At 57.5% G+C, this 21082-nt stretch carries 14 protein-coding genes and 2 pseudogenes; 5 read left to right on the top strand and 11 right to left on the bottom strand.

Annotated features, from left to right (window positions below):
• Together CVS30_RS08655 and CVS30_RS08650 are read right to left on the bottom strand one after the other, a co-directional pair.
• Window positions 1-423: pseudogene (locus CVS30_RS08655) on the bottom strand (transposase family protein); the annotation flags it as partial.
• A gap of 676 nt (window positions 424-1099) precedes the next feature.
• Window positions 1100-4270, bottom strand: a complete 3171-nt coding sequence (locus CVS30_RS08650) for an RHS repeat-associated core domain-containing protein (RefSeq protein WP_181419743.1) — start codon at window positions 4268-4270, stop codon at window positions 1100-1102.
• A 552-nt stretch (window positions 4271-4822) separates the two neighbouring features.
• Here CVS30_RS08650 and CVS30_RS08645 point away from each other — a divergent pair.
• Window positions 4823-6127, top strand: a complete 1305-nt coding sequence (locus tag CVS30_RS08645) for an ApeA N-terminal domain 1-containing protein (RefSeq protein WP_146233374.1) — start codon at window positions 4823-4825, stop codon at window positions 6125-6127.
• 99 nt (window positions 6128-6226) lie between these two features.
• On the opposite strand, the gene CVS30_RS08640 is transcribed toward CVS30_RS08645, so the two are convergent.
• From CVS30_RS08640 to CVS30_RS08620, 4 genes are all read right to left on the bottom strand, one after another.
• The gene (locus CVS30_RS08640; protein WP_110484915.1) at window positions 6227-7273 is read right to left on the bottom strand and encodes a PDDEXK nuclease domain-containing protein; all 1047 of its coding nucleotides are present in this window, start codon (window positions 7271-7273) and stop codon (window positions 6227-6229) included.
• A 598-nt stretch (window positions 7274-7871) separates the two neighbouring features.
• Complete coding sequence (locus CVS30_RS08630) at window positions 7872-8465, bottom strand: hypothetical protein (protein WP_110484913.1); 594 nt, start codon at window positions 8463-8465, stop codon at window positions 7872-7874.
• Window positions 8466-8481: 16 nt separating this feature from the next.
• Window positions 8482-11046, bottom strand: a complete 2565-nt coding sequence (locus CVS30_RS18410; RefSeq protein ID WP_110484912.1) for an RHS repeat-associated core domain-containing protein — start codon at window positions 11044-11046, stop codon at window positions 8482-8484.
• A gap of 92 nt (window positions 11047-11138) precedes the next feature.
• The gene (locus CVS30_RS08620) at window positions 11139-11747 is read right to left on the bottom strand and encodes a hypothetical protein (protein ID WP_110484911.1); all 609 of its coding nucleotides are present in this window, start codon (window positions 11745-11747) and stop codon (window positions 11139-11141) included.
• An 896-nt stretch (window positions 11748-12643) separates the two neighbouring features.
• On the opposite strand from CVS30_RS08620, the gene CVS30_RS08615 reads away from it, so the two are divergent.
• Window positions 12644-13786, top strand: a complete 1143-nt coding sequence (locus CVS30_RS08615; protein ID WP_110484910.1) for a Fic family protein — start codon at window positions 12644-12646, stop codon at window positions 13784-13786.
• A 224-nt stretch (window positions 13787-14010) separates the two neighbouring features.
• Here CVS30_RS08615 and CVS30_RS08610 read toward each other — a convergent pair.
• Both CVS30_RS08610 and CVS30_RS08605 read right to left on the bottom strand, forming a co-directional pair.
• Window positions 14011-14166: pseudogene (locus CVS30_RS08610) on the bottom strand (ISL3 family transposase); the annotation flags it as partial.
• Between the two features lie 437 nt (window positions 14167-14603).
• Window positions 14604-15560, bottom strand: coding sequence for an NAD(P)/FAD-dependent oxidoreductase (locus CVS30_RS08605; protein ID WP_110484909.1), 957 nt, complete (start codon window positions 15558-15560; stop codon window positions 14604-14606).
• Window positions 15561-15653: 93 nt separating this feature from the next.
• Here CVS30_RS08605 and CVS30_RS08600 point away from each other — a divergent pair, with 93 nt between their 5' ends.
• Together CVS30_RS08600 and CVS30_RS08595 are read left to right on the top strand one after the other, a co-directional pair.
• The gene (locus CVS30_RS08600; protein ID WP_110484908.1) at window positions 15654-16247 is read left to right on the top strand and encodes a helix-turn-helix domain-containing protein; all 594 of its coding nucleotides are present in this window, start codon (window positions 15654-15656) and stop codon (window positions 16245-16247) included.
• Between the two features lie 29 nt (window positions 16248-16276).
• A complete protein-coding gene (locus tag CVS30_RS08595; protein ID WP_110484907.1) occupies window positions 16277-16969 on the top strand; it encodes an alpha/beta fold hydrolase in 693 nt (230 codons plus the stop codon).
• A 73-nt stretch (window positions 16970-17042) separates the two neighbouring features.
• On the opposite strand, the gene CVS30_RS08590 is transcribed toward CVS30_RS08595, so the two are convergent.
• From CVS30_RS08590 to CVS30_RS08580, 3 genes are read right to left on the bottom strand one after another with little or no spacing between them, the layout of a single operon-like run.
• Complete coding sequence (locus tag CVS30_RS08590) at window positions 17043-17876, bottom strand: siderophore-interacting protein (RefSeq protein ID WP_110484906.1); 834 nt, start codon at window positions 17874-17876, stop codon at window positions 17043-17045.
• On the bottom strand, window positions 17866-18948 hold the full coding sequence (locus CVS30_RS08585; RefSeq protein ID WP_110484905.1) for a FecCD family ABC transporter permease: 1083 nt from the start codon (window positions 18946-18948) through the stop codon (window positions 17866-17868). Before CVS30_RS08585 ends, CVS30_RS08590 begins: the two co-directional genes overlap by 11 nt.
• Window positions 18948-20009 carry a FecCD family ABC transporter permease gene (locus CVS30_RS08580; protein ID WP_220033893.1) on the bottom strand — a complete coding sequence of 354 codons (1062 nt, stop codon included), beginning with the start codon at window positions 20007-20009 and terminating at the stop codon, window positions 18948-18950. The genes CVS30_RS08585 and CVS30_RS08580 overlap by 1 nt, the downstream gene beginning before the upstream one ends.
• Window positions 20010-20074: 65 nt before the next feature.
• Here CVS30_RS08580 and CVS30_RS08575 point away from each other — a divergent pair, with 65 nt between their 5' ends.
• The gene (locus CVS30_RS08575) at window positions 20075-21022 is read left to right on the top strand and encodes an ABC transporter substrate-binding protein (protein ID WP_110484904.1); all 948 of its coding nucleotides are present in this window, start codon (window positions 20075-20077) and stop codon (window positions 21020-21022) included.
• Window positions 21023-21082 lie beyond the last annotated feature (60 nt).

Genomic DNA, 21082 nt, shown 5'->3' with positions numbered 1-21082 from the left:
CTTGTTCGCGGTGTTCCAGGTGACGCCAAGGCCTTCAGCGATCCGGGCCACGGTGAGGTGTTGGCACACGATCCCTTCCAACGCCCAACGCAGCCCTCGACGGGAAAGCTTAGCCCTGGGCTCGGCCGCTTTCGTGGTGTCTTGGCGCCACACATGCCCACAACCGGTGCACTGGTAACGGCGGATACGCACCAGCAACGTGGTGGGTCGCCAGCCGAAAGGTTCATGACCCAGTTCGCGCGTCACAGTATCCCGGGAGACGCCCTGGCATCCGCACCTGTGGCACCACTGATCAGGAGCGAGAACACGGCAAGCAAGAACAGCACGATCCGGACGGACATACTGCCCGGTCACCTCGAGTCCGAGGCCATCAAGACGGCAAAAAGTAGTCAGGTCAGGGCATTGAAAGGTAGCGTTGAACACGAGGGCCTTGCTGTAGAAAATTTCGATCTAGACAATCTGATTCTCTACCAAGGCCCTCACCTACACCGAACCAAGCTCCCCGCCCCGGACTTCACACCCGGCAGCGCTGACTACACTCTGGATTCGGAAGAGCCCTATAAGCGGCAGTCCGACGCTAATTCCAATTCTCTTGCTCCTGCAAGCGGTTGCGTTTTCAGCTCCCGCATCTCCACCGATTCGGAGGCCACCGGCCTGGACACAGCAGTCTCCCACGAGCGCCAGCTCGCTAGGAATAAGGAGTCAGCAAGCCGGGGCGGACCCCTGCTTTCAGCGGCCATGATTGAACTTTCTTCACCAGTTGATGTGACACTCATCGGATGAATCCTCGGGCACCCAGTCCATGGACTGGGTGCCCGAGGATTTCTTCTTCCCTGTAAATCAAGACCGCAAGCGGCCGATTGTTATCAGGTTCTTTTCGGCCAGTGACGCGAAATAGGAGTGTCCCAATTCCTAGGAAATGAGACACTCCTCTAGTGTCTTTTTTTTCTCCCCAAATAGAAAATTATAAGGATTCCCAAGACAGTTGTTGCTCCCCCCGTAAGTCCGATGAGAAGGTGTTGGCTTGAGAGACCAATGATGAAGGATGTGAACCCTAAGAGGGTGAAAAAGGCTACTAATCCATACTTTTTCAGCCACATCAGCTTGAACAATCTGAATTTGCCGCTGTGCCAGCACCGATTGCAACTCCGAAGGAAAAGCCCGCGGCCCACCACCCAATCGCACCAACAGGAGGGGCGGCGGCTGTTCCTACCGTAGCTCCTACGGCAGACACAGCGAACAGCCCAAATGCGCTGACAAATCCAACAAGAGCTCCAAAGCACTCCCCGGTTATATTTCCGGTGGGGTCTGAGAAGTTGATGGGGTTGTTGGCGGCGTAGGCGTAGCGGTTGGCGTTGGCTGGGTTGAGGGGTGTGTCGAGGGTGTCTTGTTGGGTCCAGCGTCCGGTGGTGGGGTTGTAGTAGCGGGCTCCGTATTTGAGCCAGCCGGTGGTGCGGTCTTGGGTGCCTTGTTTGAAGAGGTAGGGGTTTTGGGGTTGGCCGTTGCCTCCTGAGTCTGTGGTGAGGGTGGGGACACCGAAGGGGTCGTAGTTGTAGGCGAAGGCTTCGTAGGCGTCTGAGGTGACGAGCGCGGCGGGGTTGCCGGTGCCGTCGAAGATGTAGAGCGATTGCATGCCGGAGCTGGTGCGCAGCATGAGCGGTTCTCCGGTGACGGGGTCGTGTTCGATGTAGGCGGTGGAATTGTTGCGTTTGATTTGTTCGATGGTGGGTTGGCCGTTGGCGTCGCTTCGCCCGTAAGTGAATTCGAAGTTAGCACCGGGGTTTTGCTGGACGAGGAGTTCGTTTTGCCCGGACCCGGCATAGGACCTGGTGTACGTGGTTCCGGCCTTGGTGACTGACGTCATTTGTTGGGCGGCGTTGTAGCTGTAGCTACCGGCGGGGTCTGCGGTGAGGTTTCCGCTGCCATCAAAGGTGTACCCGGTATTGGTGATCTGGTTCGCTGCGTTGGCGGTGAACGTTTGGCTAGTGGTGGCAGCCCCGGTAGTGGTGGCGGTGAGCCGGTTCCCACGAACGTCGTAGCTGTAGTTGTAGGTGATCGCCGGTGTGGTTCCACCGGCGATGACAGCTTTAGTGAGTCGGTTCGCGCCGTCGTAGCTGTAAGTGGTGACGTCACCGGTCAGGTTGTTCTTGACCCACTGAATATTCTTGCGGTCGTTGGCAGCCGTGCTGGTGCAGTTCGGTGCCGTGGTGCCCGCTACGTAGCAATAGGACAGGTCCATGACGGGGGTGTTGGATGTGTCTCCGGTGCCTTGGGCTGCGGTGACTCGGCTGACTCTTCCGGTGGTGTCGTAGTCGGTGTGGGTGCGGGCTTTCCAGGTGGTGCGGGTGGGGTTTGCTTCCAGCCAGGTGTCGGTGCTGCGGCCTTGGTTATCGGTGGCGAACGCCAACGTTTTTGCTACACCGTTGAGGAGATAGATCAGGGTTGTTGGTGTGCCTGCGGTGTCGTAGGTGTAGTTGGTGGTGCCGTGTGTATCGGTCGTGGAAGTGAGGTTGGAGGCTTTGTCGTAGCCGTAGGTGATGGTTCCGCAGCCTGCGGTGTTGGCCCGGGTGATGAGCCGGCCCATTTGGTCGTAGCCGTAGGTGGTGGTCCCGGACCCGTCAACACGGGTGATGAGTTGCCCGTCGTCGTTATAGGTGTAGGTGATGGTGGGGGTGCTGTCGGAGAACGTGGTTTGCGTGAGCCGTCCAATGGAGTCATAGCTGTATGTTGCGGTGATTCCGGGTGCACTGGTCACTGTTTGGGTGCGTCCCCAGGAGTCGTAGCTCATGCTGGTGCTGGTCAACGATGTACCCGTGACGGGGGTGATCGTGGTGAGTTCGTGGTTGGTGTTGTAGCCGTAGACGGTTTTGTTGGTCCCGTTGCCTGGTGCCAGCGCGGTGGCTACTGTTCCGTCGGTGTTATAGCTCAGGGTCGCGGTCGCGGCCAGGGCGTCGGAAGACGTGAGGGCGTTGCCGGCACCGTTGTAAGTGAACAGTGATTGGTCCCCAGCATCACTGGTAGTAGAAGTCGGGAGGTATTTCGTTGAGGCTGCGGTGTTGGTGTAGGCCAGTTGGGTTTTAGATCCGCCCGGTGATTGGGACTGGGTCAGGGATTGGCCGGTGTTCGCCCCGAACGTGTTCGTGGTGGTTCCAGCTGTCGTGCCGGTGCCTTGGGTGGCGGTGAGAGTGTCAAAGTCCGCGGTGTAGGTTTTCGCTTGCGCCCGTCCCATCGAATCGGTGACGGCCGAGACGCGCTTGGTGGTCGTGAGTGTGTACGTGGTGCGCGGTCCGGTCGCTACAGCGACGGCTTGGTCGGTGTTGGGGCCTGCCACCAGTGTTTGAGTAGCAGTGGGGTATGTTAGGCGGGTGATTGAGCTTCCAGGAGAACCGGCAGTGGTGTTGGTTTTCTCCATTTTGGTCACGCGGCCGCTGCTGTCGTAGCTGAGTTTGGTGATCGCTCCAGCGGCTGTGGTGATGGTGCTGACACGTCCACCGGTGTAGGCGAAGGTGGTGGACATTCCTGCCCGGTCGGTGAAACCGGTCAGGTTGCCGTTGGTGTCACGGGCGAAGGAAGCGGTGCGTGTCGCACCGCCGGAGGTTTGTGAATAGCTGGCGAGCAGCCCGCCTGAATCGTAGGCAATGGTCGCTGTTCGCACTGCGGTGATCCCACGGGTTGAGACGATCTGGGTTGGTTTATTCGAGGACCAGATCAGTGTGGTGTTGTTGGCGTTACGGTCCGCTATTTTCGTGGCCCGTCCGTCGCTGTCGAAGGTGATGATCTGGGCGCTGGTTCGTGAAGTCAGTGTCCAACCAGTCGCCCCGGTTTTCACTAGATCGGCTTTAACTCCCACCGGTGGTGTGTAAGCAGTGGGTGAACCAGACACTGCGGTGAAGAGTGCCGCGTATCCGTCACCGGCTGTAAAGATCATTCCTGTTGAAGCTGTTGCCAGTGACCCGGCCGAGCCTAGGGCCATGGTCCAGCGCGGTGCTACCAGCCCAGGAGCAGTAATCGTGGAGAGGGAATTGAACGTAGCCCCTAAGCCCTGATTACTGTTAATTCCAGGGAGAGTTAGTGCATTAATACTAAGAAGGAAATTACCTGTCCCTACGTCAATGGATCCGCCGACTTGATCACTGATCTGCACCGGAAGCGCCGTGGCACCAGGTCGGCTGCCCAATAAGCCGGCAAGGGCGACATCACCTGCCGGGGGAGTTGCGAAGGAAGCCGGTGCTGCGCCTAAACCTAATGCCACGAGCAGACTGACGGTCACTGCCCCTGCCACAAATTCACGCCCACGATGGCCGTGTTTAACAGCGCTGGGCTTGCTAGAAACAAATAAGTGGCGCGTAGTTTTAGCAGACATCGTCGTCCCCCGAACCGAAGCATTAAGTGATTGCTCAGAACCTACGCCCACCCCCAACCAATAGCAAGGACGGGTTTAATCCAGAACGAAATTGTCGAGGTCTGCTCAGACGGCATTTCGATTGCGGGTCTATGAGCCTCCGACTCCTGCAGTCAAGGTCAAGCGACTGCTGAGAATGTCTACCCGTGCGAGAAGTCCTACATTTTCGGTTCGTCTGAGTTGCTGCTTTCAGAAATCTTGCGGGAGTGGCCCAACTTCCTTCCCGCTACGGGCATTTGAAGGCTGTGCAGACGAGTATTGAAAACGACAGTGATCTTGCAGGATTTGAAGCATGCGTCTGGGGGAGCTGGATGCAATCGGTGAGACGTCTCGAAACCCTAGGGATACAAGACGCTTGGGCAGTGTGGGGAATGCAACTTTGAATCTCGGATCATGGCCTGGCCGTCTAAGCTGCCTATTATGGACAACGATCTTCCGAAAGGAACTCGACGCGTAGGAAACCTGGTCGATTTCAATGCGGACACCCCACCCGTTTCCGTCACGCTGGAGCGCGACGAGAAGGGCATCAGACTAACGGTTCCTTGGGGCGGAAGTGACGACTACTATTCGTCATGGTTCATGGGCGAACACACCCGGCGTCCTGAGCTGGCCGTCTGGCCCCCCATGCCCAAAAAGATGTTGTTCTGGGACTCCCACGGCTCTGTGCTCTTGATCGATTGTTGGGCGCGAGGCTATCACACCAATTTTTCAACCGGAAGCGGTCGAGTTTGGGCTCGATATGCGGTCCTAGGCGTCAATGACGACATCGACTACTCCGTCGCCAACGGCGTCCGATCCGAGATAACGGGGTTACGGGAATGGTTAGGCGTCGAGTCTGTCGAGGAAGACTTCGACTATGATTCTGGTGTTCTCACGATCAAAGCATCATCCAGTGAGCCGATCGAAGTAAATTCACTCCTGAGTCTCCGACCGAGTTGGGAAGTCACCCGCGACGGCCATGAATCAACGACGATCAAGAACGTCGTGTTCTGCGAGTCGAGGAGTAGTGTTCCCTCTTCCTGGAAAGAGCTCATGGGAACGCACCGGGGTCTGAGAGATCTCCTTGTCCTTTCACGTTGGACTGCGGAGACGTGCACGATACTTCAAGCGCAACACGGGGATGACCCTCTTAAAACGCTAGATAGTGTCGAGCATGGTGAGCAATGGCGAACTGTGATCGACCCCCGCTCCGATCCATCGTCGTCGCAACCGATAGGACGACACTCACATCTGGTGGAGTATTCAGACCTTGGCCCGAAAGGGATTGTTCAATGGCTCTCGCTCCGCGACCAGTTCCAGAGAGCACTCGATCCGATCATTTCAGACCGTTTCATAAGCAAGGTAGGTGCCGTAACCCATATGGCTCAGGTGGGACCTGGTCTCGAGGCGCTTGGGTTTCTGATCATGCAGACAAAGGATGGGCTGAGCGCCACGGAAGCCAACCGGAAACCTCTTCGTGCGCGTTTGGACCGGATCCTTCGCGATATAGGGGACGCTTTACCCTTTGACGGCAGTGACTGGGCGGCCGGAATGACGGAAGCCTACAACGGGATAAAGCATGCAAACCGGGATCTACCTACCGAACTAGAATTGCTTAACCGCTGGCGAGAGTCGGTCCTCGCGGTACGCGGGTGGGTTGCTCTAGAGCTCGGTGTAAAGGCAGAAGATATCCTTGGTCGCCTGGAGCGCGACCCGCAGTCGATTCCCTATGCTGCTAGAGCCTGAACACTCATTCCATTGCAGCGTCGTGTCTCATAACCTAGGTGTCTCGAATCCCCTGCGTTACAAGACGCCACAGAATACTCTGTGTTGCCTGTTTCGTCCTTACAGGTCGGAAGCGTCCGGGTGGTCTTGCCTAAGGGCGGCGGTGATTGCTTCGGGGGAAGGCAGGGTGGCCTGCTCATCCGCAGGTAGCGCTTCGTAGGTGTAGGACGTGACGGTCAGGGGTTGAGATGAACCGTCGAGTGCATAGCGGACGGTGCGCTCATTCTTGGAACCGCATACGAGGATTCCGACAGTCGGTGCCTGCCGGGGAAGGCGGAGCATGTCGTTGACTGCTGCGACGTAGAAATTGAGCTGGCCTAGGTGTTCTGGTTTGAACTTGCCAGCCTTCAATTCAACGACGACGTAGCGGTCAGAAGGTACGTGGTACAGCAGTAGATCTATATAGAAGTCATCTCCGTCGACGTCGAGGTGATACTGACGACCAACGAAGGCGAACCCGGGCCCAAACTCGGCCAGTGTCTGCGCCATCCGCAGCGTCATGGCCTCTTCCATGGCATTTTCTTGAGCTTCTTCAGTGAGGCCGAGGAAATCAAATATCAAGGGGTCCTTGGCAACCGCCCGTGCCAGGTCGGTGCCTTCTCCGGGCAGTCTTGCTTCAAGGTTGTTAGGGGCCGAACCTGTCCTGCTGTGGAGCCTGGTGAGGATCTGGTGTTCCAGGACAGAGACAGACCACCCATTTGCGACTGCCCTTGTTGCGTACCATCGGCGCAACTCTTGATCATCGAGCTTGTTCAAGAGAGCAACATTGTGACTCCAGCTCAATTGTCCAGACGGTGTCTGGACAATCGGTTCCGGGCCATTCCACACGGCCGCGAATGCACGCATGTGATAGACATTCGTTCGCGAAAAGCCTTTCATGTGCGGGAATTCTGCCCGCAGATCGCGTGCCAGCCGATCAAGAACCTTATTCCCCCAAGGCTCGGTCGCTTGCCGGGTGAGAATGGTCTGCCCGATGTTCCAGTACAGATCGATCATGGCGGTATTGACAACTCGCTGTGCCCGCCCTTGGGCCTCTCGTACGAGGCTTTTCAAAGTTGTGAGGGCAACGACGTAATCATTTGGGAAGTCCGGCTCAAGCGTGGTCATGAATCCACCCTAGTGCGCCGATCCAACGGGAGAACTTGGTTGTCCAGACGGTGTCTGGACAGCTCATCGATACGCGGGTGTAACCGATATTCAGCTCTGCACTGTACCGAAAGTTACACCTGCGCACGGACAGTGGTAGCTACTTTTGACACTAAATTTTGGGATGGCCAGGTTACGCGGAATCCCGGCATGTTTCATTGGCTGGGGAGTCCCACCGGGGGAGGTGCCCACTTCCTTGAAAGTGGGATGCTTAGTCTCCGTCGGCACGGCCTCTATCGATTCTCCTGACGCCAAGAGCGCCCACTATCGCCAAAGCGGTCCCGGCGATCGCTAGAAACCAAGCAAAGTAGCCCGTCAGAACTGCTGCGAGGCAAGCCACAGCTAGGAGTAGTAGCCCAAGTACCACCAACAAAATGAATGTCGAACGCTGTGACATCGCCATATCCTTTCGAGCGAGACCGTATCGGCCCAATTGGTCACAGGTATCACCTGTCTCGAATCCTGGTAACCCTCCTCGTCAAAGCTCCTGTGTGTTCCAGTTACTTGGCGAGGGGGTACACACAGTCAGTTTGCGGTTATAAGCGCAACAACAGATGTTTCAGGATCGGGTTGAGTTGTTCTCGAAGGTGTTGGCTATCTCTTGAACCGTTTCGCGAACCTTTAGCTCCGCAACTTGCGTTAGTTGCTCGCCTTGCTTGCCCACGAACCATCCCAAGTCATCAGAGCAACTGATTTCTAAGCGAGAGCCTCTGTCAGTTGTTGCTGCTCGGACGGTGGCGGTGAGTGGGAGTGCGTCTCTTCCTGAACTGGAAAAGACGCCATGCATCCGTAACCTATAGTCCGAACCAAGGGAAATAATCATTTCTTCGTTGTGGCGGTGAATAGATACATCTCGTCGCCCCGTGTACAGCTTCTCGATCCGATCGAATGCCGCTGCTGGTGGCTCAGCGGATTCAATTCTCAGTTCGTACACCTTTGGGGGATAGCTACGCGGCATCCTGGCAGATTTCTTGCTAGCCATGTAAGGGAAGATCAGGACTGAGCTCACAATGACAGTGATCATTATGCCCAGAATGAGCCAGATGGGAGGCAGGCCTTGCGTTACTGTCAAGACGATGGGAAGCACCATAGCCCCCAGTGCCAGAATCAGAACGAACGCAATCATCTTTACGGGAGTTCGTTTGGAAGTCATTACCGGGCTCCTTGGATTAGCAATATAACAGACCACCGATAAGACCCGTGGCAAAACCGCTGGCTATTCCTTCTATGGCGCCAAGCACCCCTCCAGCGACAGCGCCCACAGGTGCTCCCACACCCAGACCAAGAACAGCACCTGTACCTGCACCGAAACCGGCCCCAACGGCTGTTCCAACTATTGCACCAGGAACGATCGACTGGGAAATTGTATCGGTAACACAGCTTTGTCCTGTGGGGTCGGCGTAGTTGATGGGGTTGTTGGCTGCGTAGGCGTAGCGGTTCGCGTTGGCGGGGTTCAGTGGTGCGTCCAGACTGTCTTGTTGGGTCCAGACTGAGGGGCTGTTGGGGTTGTAGTAGCGTGCACCGTATTTGATCCAGCTCGTGGTGCGGTCGTTGATCCCGTTTTTGAAGGTGTAGGGGTTCTGGGTGGTAGTCAGGGCGCTGTTGTCTGTGGGGATATTGGCGACGCCTGTAGGGGTATATCCGCGGTTGGACTTGACTACTCCGTTTGAGTTTATAAGGAAGGTGGAGCTTCCGTTTCCATCGCTGATGTAGAGAGATTGCATCCCGTCGCTGGTGCGGAGCATGAGGGGTTCGCCGGTGACGGGGTCGTGTTCGATGTAGGCGGTGTTGCCATCGAGTTTGACTTGTTCGATGATGGGTTGGCCTTGGGCATCAGTGCGGCCGTAGGTGTATTGGTAGTTTCCTTGGGGTGTGGTTTGGGCTACGAGTTCGTTATTTGAGACTCCTGCATATGTGTAGGTGTAAGTCACTGCGTTTTTGGTTGTTTTCGTCATTTGCTGGGCTGCGTTGTAGCTGTAGGTGCCAGCAGCATTTTTGATCATATTTCCGCTAGCGTCGTAAGCGTAGACACTCGTGTCCATGGGTATGACAGGCTCAAAAAGAGGATGGCCGATGATTTGGTTGGCCGCGTTGAACGCCGTTTTTCTGGACATCAGATTTAATCGCGCCTCAGTTTCATTAGTTCGATTGCCTCGGGCATCGAAACTGTAGGTGTACGTTGTGTCGGTGGCGGCTACCTGTTGATCACCAACAAAAGCAACGTTTTTATTTTCGGCGCCGCTGAGTTGGTTTGCCGTGTTGTAGGTGTAGCTTGTGTAGTCGTGGTAACTGGTGCCTGATTGTAGGTTGTTTCTGATCCACTGGATGTTTCCACGGTCGGTAGTGGCTGTGCTCGTGCAGCTTGGTGAGGTTGTGCCACTTGCGTAGCAGTAGGAGTCGTCCTGGATGAGAGTGTTGGAACTATCTCCGGTGCCCGTGGATGCAGTGACCCGGCTGACTCTTCCGCTGGTGTCGTAGTCAGTGTGTGTATGGGCTTTCCACGTGGTGTGGGCAGCGTTTGCTTCGAGCCAGGTATCGGTGCGGCGTCCCCGGTTGTCCGTGGCGAAGGCTAGTATCTTGGCGACCCCGTTGAGCAGGTAGACCAAAGTTGTGGGGACACCTGAGGTGTCATAGGTGTAGCTGGTGGTCCCTCGTGTGTCTGTTGTAGAGGTGAGGTTTGAAGCTTTGTCGTAGCCGTAGGTGATGGTTCCACCGCCTGCGGTGTTGGCGCGGGTGATGAGCCGACCCATCTGGTCGTAGCCATAACTGGTGGTTCCTGACCCATCAACGCGGCTAATGAGCTGCCCGTCATTGTTATAGGCGTAGGTGATCGTTGGAGTGTAGTCCGAGAACGCTGTTTGGGTTAGTCGGCCTACCAGATCGTAAGTGTAGGTGGCGGTCATTCCTGGTGCGCTGGTTACTGTTTTGGTGCGCCCCCATGCGTCATAGGTTCTAGTGGAGTTCGCTAATGAAGTTCCAGTGACTGGGGTGATGGTTATGAGTTCGTGATTAGCGTTGTAAGTATAGGTGGTTTTATTGGTGCCGTTACCTGGCGCGAGGGCGGTGGCCACGGTTCCGTCGTTGTTGTAGCTCAGGGTTGCTGTCGATGCGAGTGCATCGGAAGAGGTGAGCGCGTTCCCTGCTCCGTTGTAGGTGAACAGTGATTGGTTTCCGGCGTCACTGGTGGCCGAGGTTGGCAGGTACTTCGTTGCCGCTGCCGTATTTGTATAAGCCAGCTGTTGTTTAGCCCCGGTAGGACTTTGGCTCTGTGTGAGTGACTGTCCATTATTGGCGCCGTAGGTGTTGGTGGTCGTTCCGGCTGTTGTTCCGGTGCCCTGGGTCGCGGTGAGGGTGTCAAAGTCCGCGGTGTAGGTAGCGACTCGTGCCCGCCCCATAGGATCAGTGACTGCGGTGACGCGCTTGGCCGTGTTGAGTGTGTAAGTGGTGCGTGGTCCTGTCGTGATGGCTACAGCAGGATCAGTGTTGGGCCCAGCCAGAAGTGTTTGGGTGCTAGTGGGATAGCTGAGGCGGGTAATGGAGTTTCCTGGGGAGCCAGCAGTAGTGTTGGTTTTCTCCATTTTTGTTACACGCCCGGTGCTGTCGTAAGTGATCGTGGTGACTCCGCCCGACGGAGCAGTGATCTTATTTACGCGTCCGCCGGTGTATGCGAAGGTCGTTGTTTTACCGCTCATGTCGGTAAAACCCGTGAGAATGCCGTACGGGTCGCGGGTCAAGGACGCTGTCCTGGTTGCCCCACTAGAGGTTTGTGAAAAATTGCTGAGCAGTCCTGCAGAATCGTAGGCGATGGCCACTGTGCGTGCACCGGCTACCCGCGGGTGGAGATGATTTGTGTGGGTTTCGTTGAAGACCACGTCAGTGTGGTGTTGTTGGCGTTACGATCAGTGACCTTGGTAGCGCGCCCGTCGCTGTCGAAGGTGACGACTTCAGCAGTAGTTCGTGAGGTAAGCGTCCACCCCGTCGTTCCGGTTTTCAGTAGATCGGCTTTGACTCCCGCCGGTGGCGTGTAAGCAGTGGTGGAACCAGACACTGCGGTGAAGAGTGCCGCGTATCCGTCCCCGGCGGTAAAGATCATTCCCGTTGAAGCTGTTGCGAGTGACCCGGCAGAGCCTAAGGTCATGGTCCATCGGGGACCGGCCAGGCCAGGGGCAGTGATCGTGGAGAGGGAATTGAATGTAGCCCCCAAGCCCTGATTGCTGTTGATTCCGGGGAGGGTGAGTGCATTAATGCTGAGGAGAAAATTACCTGTTCCTACATCAATCGATCCGCCGACTTGATCACTGATCTGCACCGGAAGTGTCGTGGCGCCAGGGCGGCTTCCCAATAATCCCGCAAGGGCGACATCACCAGTCGGGGGAGCTGCGAAGGAAGCCGGTGCCGTGACTAAACCTAGTGCCATGAGCAGACTGACGGTCACTGTTCCTGCCACATATTTTCGCCCCCGCTGGCCGGGTTTCACAGCGCTGGGCTTGTTAGTAGTAAATAAGTGTCGCGTAGTTTTAGCAGACATCGTCGTCCCCCGGACCGAAGCAGTATGTTGATGCTCAGAACCTACGCCTATCCTTCCACTAAAGGCAAGGATGGGTTTCTCAGCCCTCAACAATCGCGCTTCCAGTGCTCCCAACCACCTCCAGACCCGGGGTTCCACTTCCTTGGAAACGGAACACTAACTGCTGGTGTGGCTCCAGCAAGCCAAGAGCGGCGATTGTTGGCCTCATACTGGCTCGTTCCGTCAAACTACAGCGACGTCCGGATACGCCGCAACGACGGACTCGGTCAAACTACAGCGACGTCCGGATACGCCGCAACGACGGACTCGGTGAGTGTCCTGCCTTATCTCAAGTGACGCAATCTCACTTCACTTGAGTCCTTAGGGTCATTTGTCTCATTACAGTTGAAGCAAACGTCAAAATCACCGAGATTCCGAGGTTATTTGTACCACCATGCCGATACCGATTCGACTTTTGCGTCAACTAAAGTGAGACAAATCCAGAGGTTCTGGCAATTAGGGGTCACACGAAACCGCTAGATTTCGGGGTTTTGTGTTTCAACTTAGATGAGACAGGACAGTAGCCGGCAGTTCAACAATTTGCACTAGGTGTTGCTACTGAGTGTCCGCATTCTGACCATTTCGAGGCCACAGCTTTTCGGGTGCCGGGCGCTGATGTTCTAATCCGTGCAGACTGATCGGAGTCGTCGAAGCAGCACCGTTCAGGCTCGTTAAAGACGACCAAGGCGAAGTGGTGATGTTTACTTAGTGTCACAAGTGCTGTAGAATGATGTTTACTTAGCATCATCAACAGAGGAAGCATCATGTTCGTAGCACCAGCACTTGACGAGAAAGAGCTTGCTGTTCGTGCCCAGATCGAAGATCTCGCGCTGCAGCTCCGTATGCACGTTCGCAGCGGCAACCGTTGGACTGGCGCGCTGCGCAGGTCTACCTTGGCGCGCAACGTTCAGGGCTCGAACAGCATCGAGGGAATCCTTGCCAGCGTCGATGAAGTCGGCGCGATCGCCGTGGGGGAGATTCCAGCGACTGTAGACCAAGAGACTGAGAAGGCTCTTGCTGGATACCAGCTCGCGATGACATATGTGCTGCAACTCGCGAAGGGCGATTTCGAGCTGGATTCGTCGCTAATCCGGAGTCTTCACTTCATGACGACGTCGTACGACATGACGAAGTGGCCAGGCCGGTACAGAGTTGGTCCCGTATACGTGATCCAGGAAGCGACCGGGGATATTGCCCACGAGGGTGCACCCGGCGAAAGGCTCACGGAGCTGATGAAATCGTTCGCGGCCGCAGCTCTCCCCGGTGGCGATCCGTTGATCGCGGCCGCGATGGCACACCTGAACTTCGTGCTTATCCACCCATTCAAGGACGGTAACGGCCGGATGGCGCGCATCATCCAGAGTCTAGCCCTGGCGCGCGAAAGCGAAATGGCTCCTGTATTCATGGGCATCGAGGAGTACCTCGGTCGCCGGACGCAGGCGTACTACGACGTGCTCGCGAAGGTGGGCCAAGGAGACTACAGCAAAGCCGACTACGACTCTGAGCTTGCAAGACTGTGGGTCCGGTTCATGCTCACCGCGCACCTGAACCAGGCGCTCGAGATTAAGCAGCGTATCATGTCGGCAGGGAAAGCCGCGCAGGCCATGGAGACTCTAATCGAGCCCACGGGCCTTCCCGAGCGGGTGGTGCAGGCGCTGTACAGTGCGATGTTCGGCAACACGGTGACGCGGGCTCGCTACATGGATGCTCTCGACGAGGCCGGCGAACCGGTCTCGGAACAGACTGCCTCGCGTGACCTTGGCGCTCTTGGCAAGGAGGGGCTGCTCATAGCCCACGGCGACAAGCGCGGCCGTTACTACGCTCCGAGCGAGATCGTTAAGGCGGCTTCTCGTGAGGCCGGGCTCGGCTACAAGTGGCGAGACATCGACCCATTCGAGGTGAAGTAAGCAGCGCGCCAGAAATATGATCCCACACAGTCTGCGACGAGGCTGCGGGGGATCATGGGTTAGTCGGTCATTTGCGAGGCCTGCGGAAAAGCCGGATTCGTTGATGCAGGGAGTTCTCGCATCCACCGTAACTCACGTGGGTTGTTTACCGATAATAAAGATTATGTCAACATGAAAGGTTCATGACCCAGTTCGCGCGTCACAGTATCCCGGGAGACGCCCTAGCATCCGCACCTGTGGCACCACTGATCAGGAGCGAGAACACGGCAAGCAAGAACAGCACGATCCGGACGGACATACTGCCCGGTCACCTCGAGTCCGAGGCCATCAAGACGGCAAAAAGTAGTCAGGTCAGGGCATTGAAAGGTAGCGTTGAACACGAGGGCCTTGCTGTAGAAAATTTCGATCTAGACAATCTGATTCTCTACCAAGGCCCTCACCTACACCGAACCAAGCTCCCCGCCCCGGACTTCACACCCGGCAGCGCTGACTACACTCTGGATTCGGAAGAGCCCTATAAGCCCCATAGCTCGTGGTTAGTTCCGATTACCATCGAGGGGAGTTCTACCTCTGCTGGACTGAAAGAAGATTTCTTTGTCCAACATGGAGCTAAAACGGCGCACGCAGTTCGTGAAACTATGCGTAGACCTGCAGGATCACATCCAAACGCAGAAAAGACAATCTTGGTGAAAGCCCATATTCGTGGAGGGTATGACGTTGGCGATATCGGTTTTATGCCAACCGTGACAATCCTGCGTGAGAAGGCCTAAATATGACTCTCCAGCTGAAACCTAGCATTATTCGAAAGCAATCTGCATTACATTAAAGTGCTCGCGGCGGAGGACATAGCCACGTCATGTGCGGCCACGTCGGCCGCGAGTTCCTCAGCCATGAGGTCCATATTGATGGCGACGGCGGCCGCGGCACCTCCCTGCGCTGCGGCGAGGACAGTGGCGCTCAAATCGGTGACATTGCCAGCGGCCCAGACTCCTGGGACTGAGGTGAGCCCGGTGCCATCGGATTCAAGAGAGACGCCGAAGGGCGTCGTTGTCGACACGAGCCCCAGCCCGTCCAAGTAGCCAGCCCGGGCAACGAATCGCGGCTGAGTGGTCAGCGCCTGGACTGGATGAATGCTGCCATCCGCTAGTTCCACGCTGCTCACTGCATCCCCGTCGCTGTGAATCTTGGCGACGGGCCCTTCGATGAGCTTGATGCCGCGGGCGTCGAGTTGGGCACGTTCTGTGGGTGAGGGCTGAGGAGCCGTATTGAGGAACAGCGTGATGGTGGGGGACCATTGGCGGAATAGCAGCGTCTGGTGGACGGCAAAGTCACTACTGCCTATGACACCGATGGCCTGATCCTTGATCTCCCATCCGTGGCAGTAGGGGCAATGCGCAAGATTCTTGCCCCAGTGTTGGGCCAGACCGGGAATGTCGGGCAGTTCGTCCACCAAGCCGGTCGTGATGAGGAGTCGCTTGGATGTGTAGACGGCGCCGGAATCCAGCGTGACTTGGAATCCTCCGTCGATCTGTTCGGCGCTGACGACGGTGCCCTCCTCAACGTGTGCGTCATAAGGGGCGAGATCAGCGCGACCTAGACGGGTCAGCTCGAGGGGAGCGACGCCGTCGCGTGTGAGGAATCCGTGAGCCGCATGAGCCGGGGCATTGCGGGGTTGACCAGCGTCGATGACGGTGACCGAGCGTCGGGAACGGCCCAGGACGAGCGCCGCGTTGAGTCCGGCGGCGCCGCCGCCAATGATGATTACATCTTGCATGAGATTTACTTTCTGTTGAGTTGTTGTTATTTCAAGCGTGCTGCAGGCGTGGCAGGCTGGCAATGTTTTTTGCTGGAATGGCAAAATGAGGGTATGAGTAATGACACCGAAGATGTGCTGCAGGGCGTTGGGCCGCGACTGAAGGCGCTGCGCCTGAGTAGGGGACTGACACTGGCCGAGCTGTCCGCAGAGACGAGTATTTCCGTCAGTACCTTGTCGCGCTTGGAATCCGGGCAGCGGCGGCCCAACCTTGAATTGCTGCTGCCGCTAGCCCGGGCGCACGCGGTTCCGCTGGACGATCTGGTGGGAGCCCCAGCAACGGGTGATCCTCGGATTCATCTCAAACCCGTGCACCATCAAGGACAAAAGATCTTGCCGCTGAGTCGAGGCGGAGGCGGGGTGCAGGCATTCAAGCACCTCCTCCTGGGAGGGGCGAAGTTGCCGGATCCGGATCCTAAGGTTCACGAGGGATACGAGTGGATGTACGTTTTACGTGGAACACTACGGGTAGTGCTGGGGGAGCGGGACTTTCTTCTCAAGCAGGGCGAGGCTGCCGAGTTCGATACCCGCACCCCGCACTGGTTTGGCCGTGCGTCCTTGGAGAGCGTGGAATTCCTGACGCTCTTCGGTGCGCAAGGGGAGCGCATGCACGTCCGCGCAGCGCCTGCCAAGTCCTCACGGCCCTGATATATTGAGGCTCTCATTGAGGAGGTAGCGTGGCGACGATTGTTCTGGTGCACGGCCTGTGGTCGGACGGATCGATCTGGGCGGCTGTCATGTCCGAGCTCCGAGCCATGGGACATCAGCCCGTTGCCGCGCAGCTCTCACTAGAATCCATGGCCGACGACGTAGCTTCGGTCCGACGCACCCTCGCCACCGTGCCCGGTCCGGTGCTCTTGGCCGGTTGGTCCTATGGGGGAGCGGTGATTGGAGAGGCAGCCATTGGTGTTTCCAACGTCTGCGCCCTGGCCTATATTGCGGCGTTCGCTCCGGCTGAGGGTGAATCGGTCAGCGGACTCTCGCGGAAGTATCCAGGCAGTCTGATTCCAGACCATGTTGTGGTGGCCGGGGACTATAGCTATATGGCAAGAGATCATTTTGGCGAGGTCTTGGCGGCCGATGCCCCTGCAGATCTCATTGCGCTCGCCGCCGCGACGCAGAAGTTTGTACGGATTGGAGTGGACCGGGTGAAGGTGGGTAGGCCTGCGTGGCTGGATCTGCCAACCTTCTATTTAGTGGCATCTGGGGACGAGGCCGTTCCTCCCATGCTGCAGCGTGAAATGGCTGAGCGCATGGGCGCATCTGTCACCGAAATGGCCTCCAGCCACGCCCCGCTGCTCTCGCATCCGCGTGAAGTGGCGGAGTTTCTGGATTCGGCGTGCGACGGGGTGGGTTTTCGAGGCCGTTAGGTGCCAGCTTTTACGTCATCCTGCGCCGAGGGATTGACGGATCAATGGACGGTCGGATGGACGGGTGGCGAGCCTAGCGATTCGAGGCGGCGTGCGCCTTCCAATACCCCGTGAAGTGAATCCGTTCCTTGTCCAGTCCATGGCCATGAACGAGGTGTCGGCGAATCTTGCCCACCAGGGTGGATTCACCAGCGAGCCAAGCCCAAGTACCTGTACGCAATCCCTGGGTGGCCAGGATGGCTCCGAGTCGTGAGACGGCGCCCTGAGCGGGATCAATCCACGTGACATGCACCTGCGGGCTGGTGGGGAAGGACTGTCCCAGAACGTTACGATCGGCGATGACGTAAACATCCAGTGGTGTTGTCCCGTGGCTTTCCTCCACCAGTCGGGCGAGCGCAGGGATGGCGGTAGCGTCACCCACAGCCAAAATATGAGGTTCCGTGGGTAACTTGCGGCTCATCCGCGTACCGATGATTCCGAGCGGGTCACCCACGACGGCGGTCCGTAGCCACGATTCAGCGATCCCGCTCTCATGCAACACAAAATCCACTGTCAAGAGCTTGTCGCGCTGGCAAAGACGTCGCACCGTATATTCCCGGCCCTGCCAGGAGCACAGCTCGGATAACGGCGGATTACTTAGTTCGTGCGCTGCCGCCCCAAAGAACGCTCCCGTGGCGGGATCGGGAAAACAGAGGATCACCACATCATCGAAGGCGCGGCTTTTCATGGCGGGGAAGTCCACGCCGTCGCGGCTGAATTCGCCCAGTTCGCTTCCCTTGAAAGATACCCGAACCATGCCCGGTTCGGTGCGTTCAATGGCGGCAATGCGCACCATCCGCGGAACAGTGGGGAAACGCTGCTCCGCACGGAAAGCATTGCGTGGGCGCGGCAAGACATCAGTGGACACTTTGCTTCCCCTCCCGAATCAGAAGCCAAAGGAAGAAGCCACCGCCAATGACGATCGTGACCACGCCAACGGGAATGGGACTGCTAAAGAGATACTGTGCGGCCAAGTCACTCGTTGCCAAAAGTAGGCCACCAATTAAGGCGGCGGGAAGTATGGCTCCAGAACCGCTGAGCCTGCGCGCAATGTGAGGCGCCGCGAGGGCCACAAAAGAGATGGGACCAGCGGTTGCTACGGCAGAGGCCACCAGAAGTGTCGCAAACACAAGAAGAACTCGACGGGTGGCATGGACGTTGACGCCCAAGGCAATCGCCAGGTCATCGCCCATGCGCAGGATTTCCAAACGACCCGAGTATCTCCAGAGGACAGGAGTAATTACCATCAAGGCGATTGCTATGACCGTGAGTTCTGGCCATCCCCGGCCCTGCAGGGAGCCAACCAACCAGAGTTGGGCGGTGACGGCGCTGGCCACAAAAACCTGGGTGAGCATGTAGGAGATGGCGGCGTTGGCCAAGGCGCCCAGGGCCACGCCAATCAATACAAGCTTCACCCCGTGAAGACCATTGCGCCCGGCCAATAATGCGATGCACCCTGCCGCGATGAGAGCTCCGACGAAGGCGCCGAGCGACACTTGAGCCACGGAACCGCCGACGAGGAGCAGCACAAATGAGGCTCCGGCCGCGGCGCCGCTGCTGACGCCAATGATGTCAGGGCTAGCCAGGGGATTACGGGTCACTGACTGAAAAATAGCGCCCGCCGTGGCCAGGGCAGCTCCTACAAGCAGGGCAACAAGAGCCCGCGGGAGACGGCGATCCATGATGAAGAATTGGGTGCGCTTATTCGGTGCATGGCCTTGGAACGTTGCTACCAAGTCAGGCAACGACACCCGGTAATCACCCGCAAGAAGGGAGGCAAAAAGCAGCGCCAGAACGGCCACGAAGAGACCCACGCAGAGCAGTACGGTCTTCCTCGTGAGCCTGAATGAATAAGCATCTGCGGCTGAACGCAGCACAGATTCTCCAGCAGGTAGGACCGACGGGACAAAATTGAGGACTCCAGAACCCTTAGTCGACATCAGCTAATACTCCTGGACCGGCCGCGTCTTAAGAGCACGATCAACAGTGGCGCCCCGACGAACGCACACATGATGCCGACGGGAACTTCCGAACCGCCGCCAATCAGGCGCCCCAAGATATCCGACAGCAACAAAATAATGGGGGCAACGAGCATGGCCAGCGGAATCAGCCGCCGCAGATCCGGGCCGGTAAAGCGCCGCACGAGGTGAGGAGCCAATAAGCCGACAAAGGAGATTGGCCCAGCCAACGCCGTCGCACCTCCACAGAGAATGGTGACGGCCAGCAGGCCAACAAGCCGGATTCGGGCTGGATTGGAGCCTAGGGCGACGGCGCTATCGTCACCGAGTGCCAAGGCATTGAGCGGGCCGCCCAGGAAAAGGGCAAGCACGATGCCAACAACAATAATGGGCAGGAACAACGAGGCCTCGGCGACGGGGCGAGACGTGAGAGAGCCAACCTGCCAGAAACGGAAGGTGTCCAGGATGGATTCATCCGTGAGCACGATGGCATTCGTGACGCCAGAGAGGATGGCGGCCAAGGCAACGCCGGAAAGGGTGAGCCGCACGGGAGACGATGCACCAGCGTAAGAGGACGAGAGCATCATGACGGCACCAGCTGCGACGGCGGCGCCAATCATGGCAAACGCCATGGTGCTGGTGACTCCCAAGGCGCCGGTGAGCAGAATCCCCACGACCACACCGAGAGCGGCCCCGGCATTGACGCCAAGGATTCCGGGATCGGCGATGGGGTTTCGCGTAATAGCCTGCATGAGTGTGCCGGCTAATCCGAGGGCGCAACCGCTGATTAGTCCAATGACAGTTCGGCTCAGCCTCAGTTGGCCAACTATCGCCACAATGTTTTCCTGACCCTGGCCCAACAGTGCCTGGGCAACCTCAAAGGGCGGGATGGATTTCGCGCCGAGGGAAAAGCTTAAGACGACGGTGATGAACAGGACCGCCAGGGCGATAACCATGCCGGCAAATGTTTTGGGGGTGCCTGCAATTCGGGAACCGACGCGCTGCGCATCTGAGGTTCCTCGGAGTAAATTATTGCTGGCCACGATAAGACTTTAGTCAATTACGGAACATTTGCATAACCTAATGCCCGTGACATACGATTTTCCGCATGCCTCCTATTACTCGCCGCCTTTCGCGCGCCATCATTGCAACTGCCGCCGTGGCCTCAGTCCTTTTCACAGCCGCCTGCAGCTCAACCCCTAGCTCATCTGAGAGCACCGCCGCGGAACAGTCCGCCAGCTACACCGTCAAGCACGCAATGGGTGAGGAGACCTTCGAGTCTGTTCCCCAGCGCATTGTTGTCATCGATTCGCCTCAGCTGGACGCCTTGGTGGCACTGGGCATGACGCCCGTGGGGGCTACCGTTTCCGGCGCCGATGGTGGCTTCCCAGCGTATGTGGCCGGCAAACTGACGGATACCGTCTCGGTTGGCTCCACCTCGGAGCCGGACATTGACGCGATCGCGAACCTGGACCCGGACCTGATCATTGGTTCCAAGGTCCGCCACGAGGCCATTTATGACGAGTTGGAAGCCATTGCACCTACGGTGTTTTCGGTTAACTCCGGTACTGATTGGACCGAGCAGGCCCTGATTACCGCCGCCTCGGTCAACCAGACGGATGCCATGACCAGCAAAATTGCCGAACTGGATGCGCGTGCTGAGTCGGTAGGCGAGTCCGTGGCCGCGACAGGCACGACGCTTTCGATCGTGCGTTTCCGTCCGGACAACTTCCGCCTGTATGGTCCGGAGACGTTCTCGGGGTCCATCTTGGCCAAGGCCGGTTTTGATCTGGGCGAGCGCAAGTGGAATGAATACTCCATGATGGAGCTCAGCCCCGAACTCTTTGAACAGATCGATGGCGACGTTGTCTTCTACACCAATCCCGGCGGCGATCCGGCGGCGACCACCATGGGCACCGTTACCGGCCTCTGGAAGGACCTGCCTGCCGTGAAAGCCAAGAAGGTCTATGAGGTGGAAGATGAGACCTGGATGGTTGGCATCGGTGTTGTAGGCGCTAGCGTAATCTTGGACGACGTCGAAAAGCTTTTGAAGTAACAATTGTTCCCGCGCTCATGAAGCACGGGTGCTAAACGATGAGCGCAGTCCCAGGAGAAA

The sequence above is a fragment of the Arthrobacter psychrolactophilus genome, assembly GCF_003219795.1.
GTDB classification, from domain to species: Bacteria; Actinomycetota; Actinomycetes; order Actinomycetales; family Micrococcaceae; genus Specibacter; species Specibacter psychrolactophilus.
The sequence above is the reverse complement of the archived record's forward strand: the minus strand, read 5'-3'. Positions and strand labels throughout refer to the sequence as shown.

Coding starts and splice junctions, on each gene's coding strand:
- CVS30_RS08645 (WP_146233374.1), top strand. CDS start 4,823: ATGGACAACGATCTTCCGAAAGGAACTCGACGCGTAGGAAACCTGGTC.
- CVS30_RS08640 (WP_110484915.1), bottom strand. CDS start 7,273: ATGACCACGCTTGAGCCGGACTTCCCAAATGATTACGTCGTTGCCCTC.
- CVS30_RS08630 (WP_110484913.1), bottom strand. CDS start 8,465: ATGACTTCCAAACGAACTCCCGTAAAGATGATTGCGTTCGTTCTGATT.
- CVS30_RS08615 (WP_110484910.1), top strand. CDS start 12,644: ATGTTCGTAGCACCAGCACTTGACGAGAAAGAGCTTGCTGTTCGTGCC.
- CVS30_RS08605 (WP_110484909.1), bottom strand. CDS start 15,560: ATGCAAGATGTAATCATCATTGGCGGCGGCGCCGCCGGACTCAACGCG.
- CVS30_RS08600 (WP_110484908.1), top strand. CDS start 15,654: ATGAGTAATGACACCGAAGATGTGCTGCAGGGCGTTGGGCCGCGACTG.
- CVS30_RS08585 (WP_110484905.1), bottom strand. CDS start 18,948: ATGTCGACTAAGGGTTCTGGAGTCCTCAATTTTGTCCCGTCGGTCCTA.
- CVS30_RS08575 (WP_110484904.1), top strand. CDS start 20,075: ATGCCTCCTATTACTCGCCGCCTTTCGCGCGCCATCATTGCAACTGCC.